General features: G+C 28.2%; 7 protein-coding genes. All 7 read left to right on the top strand.

Features of this window, described 5'->3' with window-relative positions; all coding sequences use genetic code 11:
• The first annotated feature begins 160 nt into the window (after positions 1-160).
• The 7 genes from H2650_RS15000 to H2650_RS14970 all read left to right on the top strand — a co-directional run bounded on the left by H2650_RS15000 (position 161) and on the right by H2650_RS14970 (position 6,078).
• Positions 161-721, top strand: a complete 561-nt coding sequence (locus tag H2650_RS15000) for a hypothetical protein (protein WP_188051634.1) — start codon at positions 161-163, stop codon at positions 719-721.
• A 62-nt stretch (positions 722-783) separates the two neighbouring features.
• Positions 784-2,517, top strand: coding sequence for a hypothetical protein (locus H2650_RS14995; RefSeq protein ID WP_188051633.1), 1,734 nt, complete (start codon positions 784-786; stop codon positions 2,515-2,517).
• 140 nt (positions 2,518-2,657) lie between these two features.
• A complete protein-coding gene (locus tag H2650_RS14990) occupies positions 2,658-2,945 on the top strand; it encodes a hypothetical protein (RefSeq protein WP_188051632.1) in 288 nt (95 codons plus the stop codon).
• A gap of 199 nt (positions 2,946-3,144) precedes the next feature.
• Positions 3,145-3,555: a helix-turn-helix domain-containing protein gene (locus tag H2650_RS14985; protein ID WP_188051625.1), complete on the top strand. Its 411-nt coding sequence runs from the start codon at positions 3,145-3,147 to the stop codon at positions 3,553-3,555.
• Positions 3,471-4,391, top strand: coding sequence for an IS3 family transposase (locus tag H2650_RS14980; protein WP_188051640.1), 921 nt, complete (start codon positions 3,471-3,473; stop codon positions 4,389-4,391). Before H2650_RS14985 ends, H2650_RS14980 begins: the two co-directional genes overlap by 85 nt.
• A gap of 160 nt (positions 4,392-4,551) precedes the next feature.
• Positions 4,552-5,175: a CatB-related O-acetyltransferase gene (locus H2650_RS14975; RefSeq protein WP_188051631.1), complete on the top strand. Its 624-nt coding sequence runs from the start codon at positions 4,552-4,554 to the stop codon at positions 5,173-5,175.
• A 183-nt stretch (positions 5,176-5,358) separates the two neighbouring features.
• Positions 5,359-6,078, top strand: coding sequence for a hypothetical protein (locus tag H2650_RS14970; protein WP_188051630.1), 720 nt, complete (start codon positions 5,359-5,361; stop codon positions 6,076-6,078).
• The last annotated feature ends 619 nt before the right edge of the window (positions 6,079-6,697 follow it).

Below are 6,697 nucleotides of genomic sequence, written 5' to 3'. Positions count from 1 at the left end.
AACTAGAAAATCCGCAACCACGTCAAGCGCCAAGACGTTATGGGCAAGGCTGCAGAAAAAACACGAAAAACCTTTAAAAAACAAGACTTTTTAATGAATGGAATTGACTAAATAATTGTAAAAAACAAAGATAATTAACACATTAATATAACTTCAAAAAATGAAAAATAAATTTTTACTTCAAATTATTAACAATAAGGTTTACATCTTTATTTTAATCCTATTTTGTTTACTTATTACAAGTTGTAATAATTTACCACCAGACTTACAAAGTAAAAAAGATGCTTGTAATGCTAAATATAAAGAATTGGCAGATAAGGAAGAAAATGCCTCTGAAAGCTCTGACTATAAACAATTGATTACAGATTATACTAACTTTAAGAATGAAGTTATTAGTTATACTTCTGAATGTAACCAAAGAGGAATTAGCAAAGAAAATGATAAACTAATTAATAAAATTGACGAAAAATTATCAAAATTTGAAAAATTATCGGAAAGTGATAATTCATACAGTAGTGATTCCTCATATAGCAATAGTTCATCTTATTCAAGCAGTAATACTTGCTCTTGGTGTGGTAAATCATTTAGCGGTTCACATTATACGCATCTTGGTAAAATGTCTGATTGCTACAGTACTACTTCGTCATCCTCAATTGGAATATATTGTTCTATGAAATGTTGTAGTGAGGCTAGAAGGAGTTCTTGTCCAACTTGTAGATAATTTACTTAATGACAAATCGGGTTTAAATAGCGTTTATTAAATAATTAAAGAGTAAAATAAAGATGTCAAATAGTAATACAATAGTAAAAACGATAAATATACCTTACCGTTTTATAATAGGATTTTTTTGTTGTGTAATTGTATGTTCTTGCAATAATAATGTAAAAAATGCGGAATTTCAAGAAAGTAAACAGACTAATCAAGACTCTCTAAATACAATTCAGCAAGAAAGAGCAAACTTTATTTCAGATTCAATAAAAGCATCTATGAATAATACTTGGACTATTTATTATAGCTCTTTGGGAAATATAGGTAGTATACAAAACATAGAAGCAACTGATGATAATGGATGTGCTTTTACTACGATTGCTGATATAGAAATAAATGATGGTATGCAAATATCGAAGAAAAGAGTTTTCAAATTATATAAAGTTGATAGTCTTGGTAGTTTGGAGTGGGTTAAAAAAATTTCAGACTGGGATTTCCCCACTTTAACAGTAACCAAACAGCATAATTATTTTATTGCAACAGAAAAGAAACTTCAATTGTACGATAAATCAGGAACTTTAAAAATAGAAAAAGATATTAGTTCAAGTAAAATATTGGATAACTTAAACAACGCCTATTGTTTTAATGAAAATGAAATTACTTTAGTTGGCAAGCGAGAAGAAAGAGGAATTATTATTAAATTGGATATGCAACTAAACATAATAACAAGTCAAATTTTTGGAAATGAACCTGAAAGGAAATATTATTCTGACGGAAGTTCCGAAGTCATTGGCTCTCCAGAGTATTCGCAAATAAATTCAATGTCAAAATCCAGTAATGGAACATTTTATTTTACAGGGAAAAAGAAAGGGTCATTATGGATTGGACAAGTAGACAATAATTTAAAACCAATTTGGGAAAAGAATGATTATCATTTCGAACAAAATGGAAGTTCTCCAATTGAAGGAAACAAGATTTTATGCGAAGGTGCAAATAATGTTTTTGTTTCATCCAAATACAGAGGTAACAACTTTTCCTCTCTTTTGATGTGTGTAAATTCAAATGGTAATGTTTTGTGGCACAAAACATACAAAGGACAAATAGGTGATAATGATGTTAGTTTAATGAAATTCAATAATTCACTTTTTTTAATTACATTCGATTCAGATGGAAAATACTACTCATCAGATAACCCGTTATATTCAAAATTACACAATGTAAATTTTCAGGGTGAACTATTAAATGAATCAAATATCAATGTCAATGGGAATAATATCTTAGCATTTAAAATAGTTTCCAATACAAAAAATAGTTTTTTCGTTTTAGCCAGAAATGATAGCAAAGGCAAAAATAAAAACAAAGAATTTTCTGGAAAATCATTAATTTCTAAATTCAATTCAAATGGAAAAATAGGAGAAAACATTTATGATTTTTCAGAAGAAAAAGCCAAAGAATTATCAATTGATTTAGATTTTAATAACAATCAACAATTAGCTGATTTTTTAAAAATTTATGATTTTCGTTGTTCTATCGGAAATGGTTATAGTACAGTATTATCATTTTCTCAAAACAATAATGATGTTAACTCAGGTAAAATACAGTTTACTATGTTCCGCATAAAGGGTATGGGATTCGATATAGTATCTGAACGTTCATATAGGTATACAATTGATAAAACAAAATCTCAATCTAAGATATATTTTAATACAAATATGCAAGGTGAAATTTATTTAGAGAATGATGGAACACTTATAATGAATGACATTTCAAGAAATGAACGATATGTATATCGCTACTCAAAAAAATAATTTCATTTTACACAATAGGACTTTCGTATGAAATATTATTTTACAATTATAAAATTGTTGTATTTGTTCAAAACCCTTTTATTTTTTTTACCTTCTGTATAATATATAAATACAATAACAAAAAAACTAAACCAAATTAAATGACACAAGAACAAATAGATTTCGTCACTACAATAACAGACCTTCATTTATCAACATTTTTGAACTTAAAAGAAAAACAGTTTAATAATAAGTGGACAGACGAATGTGAAAGACTGTTTTTAGAAACAAGAATTGGAATTACACAAATCGCTGAAAATTTTTTATTACAACCTGTTAGAACATTAAACCCAACTAAATTAATATTTACCTCTGAGAACGAACCTTGCAGAGCTGAAATTGCTAATATGACTTCAAAAATATTTAACACTTGGAAACAGCAGAACTAAGAAGCCGAGCCCATAACAGCCGTTTGGCAAGATTGGGGATTTAGTGGAATTAGCGTTTTTTAATCACATTTACATTAAGCCGAAAATACTCGGTTTCATAAGTTCCCAACCACGCCAAGCGCCAAGACGTTAGGCAACATAATTTGAGCTGAAAAATCCTGAAATAGGTTGACTAAAAATTAAACACTTTTAGCATACTATGGAACCCACAAAAAATGGACACTGTCCAAAAATTGAGTACAAAAAAATTGGTTTCGACCTAAAACTTTCCATCATTGACCAAATTTCAAACGGTCAAATTTCAGTAAATCACGCTTCTAAATTACATGGAATTTCTCGCTCTTCAATAACCTATTGGATGAAAAAATTGCGTTCCTTTGAACAAAATTCTAAAACAATGAGCAAAAACGATGAAATCAAAAAACTCAAAGAACGTATCGAAGAACTCGAATTCGTTAAAGACTTTCAACAAATGATAATTGCTGATTTTGAAGTCAGTACTAATCTTGATTTCGCAAAAAAGTCATTACCCGAAGCATTACTAAAAGAAGTGGAGAAAAAGAAAAAAGACCTTTTAAAATCAAATGGTTCTCACAATGCTTCGGAATAAGCAAACAGGCTTATTACAAACGAATTAACAAGCAAAAAACGCAAGAGTCACAGGCTCATATAATCAAAGAAATCATCACTCCTATTCGTCAAAAAATGGCACGATATGGAGCAAAAAAATTATACCTAGACTTGCAAGATGACTTTCTAAAAAATGATATAAAAATAGGGAGAGATAAATTCTTTTACTTTTTAAAATATCACAATTTATTAATCAAAAAAACAAAGCTATATCATATAACAACCGATTCAAAACATGGGTTTTATAAGTCAAAAGACTTACTTATTAATCTTGAAATAAAGCATGCAGAACAAGTATTTGTTAGTGATATAACATACATCAAACTGGCTTCGCAACATGCCTATTTAGCCCTGGTTACTGACGTGTATTCCAAGAAAATTATGGGATACAAAATTGATACAAATATGAGAGTTCAACTCGTCAAAGACGCACTAAATATGGCAGTTAAAAATAGAATTTATAACAACGAAAATCTAATCCATCATTCCGATAGAGGGATACAATATTGCTGTCCAGACTTTGCTGAATTTGCCAAATCTAAGAATATTATTTTAAGTACAACTCAAAACTCAAGCCCTTATGAAAACGCAGTAGCAGAAAGAATTAACGGAATTTTAAAACATGAATTTGGACTAAACAAGACTATTCCTAATTTAAAAACAGCTGAAAAAATGGTTAAACAAGCTATCGAAATTTACAATAATGAGCGTAGACATTGCTCCCTTGAAATGAAAACTCCACAATATGCACATCAAAATCAAACACACAAATACAAGTCTTATAAAAACAAAAAAAATACTACTTTAGCTACGTAGGAATGTTGACAAGTTTGGAAAAAAATCCCTTCAAAGATTTTTTCTAAACTTATCAATATTACGTCAATAATAAACTATTTTTGAAATTATTAAGTAACCAAAAATAGTCAACCTATATCAGGACAAGACAAATCGCACTGAAAAACAGAAATTTATCTAAATGAAAACTCCAAATAAAGACATAAAATTTCCTCTTGAAAATTACGAAAGACTTTGTTTTCTTAAAAATGTAATTAAAAATCCAAATATAATTGTTGGCGATTTTACTTACTACGATGACTTTGAAAATGTAGAAAATTTTGAGAAAAATGTTAAATATCATTTTGACTTTATCGGTGATAAATTAATAATTGGAAAGTTTTGTATGATAGCATCTGATGTCAAATTCATTATGAATGGCGCAAATCATCTGTCAAAATCAATTAGTTCATTTCCTTTTGCAATATTTGGTGGAAATTGGAAAAATGCAATGGATGGAAAAACATATCCAAATAAAGGAAATACTGAAATTGGAAATGATGTTTGGATAGGATTTAACACTACAATTATGCCCGGAATAAAAATTGGAGATGGAGCAATAATTGCAAGTAATTCAACTGTAACTAAAAACGTTGAACCATATTCAATTGTTGGCGGAAATCCAGCAAAAGAAATAAAAAAAAGGTTTAATAAAGAGCAAATCGAAAAACTTTTAAAAATTGCTTGGTGGAATTGGGAAATTGAAAAAATCACCGAAAACTTGCAAAATTTGACAGGCGAAAATATCGATGATTTAAAAATATAGTAAATAAAAAAGCGATCGCACAACAGCCGTTTGGCGAGATTGCGAATTCTGTGGTTAATTCATATTTTTCTTTCGCAAGATATTCTATCTTAGCCGAAAGAACTCGGTTACGAAGTTCGCAACCTCGCCAAGCGCCAAGACGTTGGCAGTAATTTTAAAACCGACAGCAGAATTCAATGACCTATGAAGAAAATATCAGTAGTTATAATTATTATATTGTTTTATTCTTGTAACAATAAAACTGAAAATAAAACATCAGTTCCACATATTATAAAATCGAAAAGCAAAATTGATAATATAAAAAAAACAGAGAATATAACATACATAGACACCATGAGCTTTATTGAATATAATGATGACGGAGATTATACTTTATTAAACGCTAAAAAAGATAAAGAAAATTTCGGATTTATTAACGATAAAATTGATGACAGAGCTTTATTAAAGGGGGATATTGTAGAAATTAAATGGAAGAACGATACTATTTATATTGCTGGCGATGGAGAAACTCCTGAACTTGCGGAATGGACTGTTTCAGTAAAAAAAATTAAAGACGGAAATGTCTCTATTTTTAGAAAAGAATACAAGAATAAAATAAAATATAATTGGTCAAATGAAAATAACTATTCTGAAAGCTACTTAGATAAATTGTATCTAATTGTTGAATATTACATTGCTAATTCGAAAAATAAAATGATTAAATCTTGTATAACAGAGAAAAAGCAATTGGAATACTCAATAGAAGAACAAACAAGAGATGGTAAAGAATATACAGTAATTGGTATTGCATACATTTTTGAACATAGAGTAAATACTATGCAATGGTTATATTATGAACATGGCGATATAAACAAATTATATGAGTACGACTTGCCAAATGAGAATTTAATAGAATTAGAATAAAAAACTACTGCCAACAGCCGTTACAAGAAATTTGGGCATTTGGCTTAATTTAAATATAGTTTTGTATTTGGAAAATTTGTGCATAATGGAAAAATCTCGCATCTTTAATCCCAAACTTCTTGTAGCGCCAAGACGTTAGTGGCAAGATTGAAAAAATACAAAATATTGAAAAACAGTATTTTAGAAAAAATTATAATAATAAAATGTGATTTTAATTGCGAAGCTTTGACGATTAATCAAATAAAAGTACAACTTTTCTTACTTTAAAACATTTGAAAAATTTTAATCAGAAATGAATAAATAATAAATTTGTATTTTAGATCAAATCTTGAAAATTATAGTCTAAAAATAAAATGTAAAAGGTGCAAACGAGCAAATTTTGAATTCAACATTAATATTAAGACGTTATTAGCTGAAAATATTATGTAAAAGGTGCAAACGAACAATTTCGTAATTAACAATCGTCTTATGTGTTATATATTTAAATTCAAATTGTAAAAAGACATAAACTCAATTTTAGTATTTAATGCAATAATTTTAAGATAGAAATCTAGAAATAAAATTAGATGTTTAACAATTAAACCTTGGAAGTAAATTACTCAAAACTACTATATTAAAA

This window comes from Flavobacterium sp. GP15 (assembly GCF_014281985.1).
In the GTDB taxonomy this organism is placed as follows: domain Bacteria; phylum Bacteroidota; class Bacteroidia; order Flavobacteriales; family Flavobacteriaceae; genus Flavobacterium; species Flavobacterium pygoscelis.
The sequence above is the reverse complement of the archived record's forward strand: the minus strand, read 5'-3'. Positions and strand labels throughout refer to the sequence as shown.

Bases quoted from the DNA above. Each gene is read 5' to 3' on its own strand.
- H2650_RS15000 (WP_188051634.1), top strand. From the start codon at position 161: ATGAAAAATAAATTTTTACTTCAAATTATTAACAATAAGGTTTACATC.
- H2650_RS14995 (WP_188051633.1), top strand. From the start codon at position 784: ATGTCAAATAGTAATACAATAGTAAAAACGATAAATATACCTTACCGT.
- H2650_RS14990 (WP_188051632.1), top strand. From the start codon at position 2,658: ATGACACAAGAACAAATAGATTTCGTCACTACAATAACAGACCTTCAT.
- H2650_RS14985 (WP_188051625.1), top strand. From the start codon at position 3,145: ATGGAACCCACAAAAAATGGACACTGTCCAAAAATTGAGTACAAAAAA.
- H2650_RS14975 (WP_188051631.1), top strand. From the start codon at position 4,552: ATGAAAACTCCAAATAAAGACATAAAATTTCCTCTTGAAAATTACGAA.
- H2650_RS14970 (WP_188051630.1), top strand. From the start codon at position 5,359: ATGAAGAAAATATCAGTAGTTATAATTATTATATTGTTTTATTCTTGT.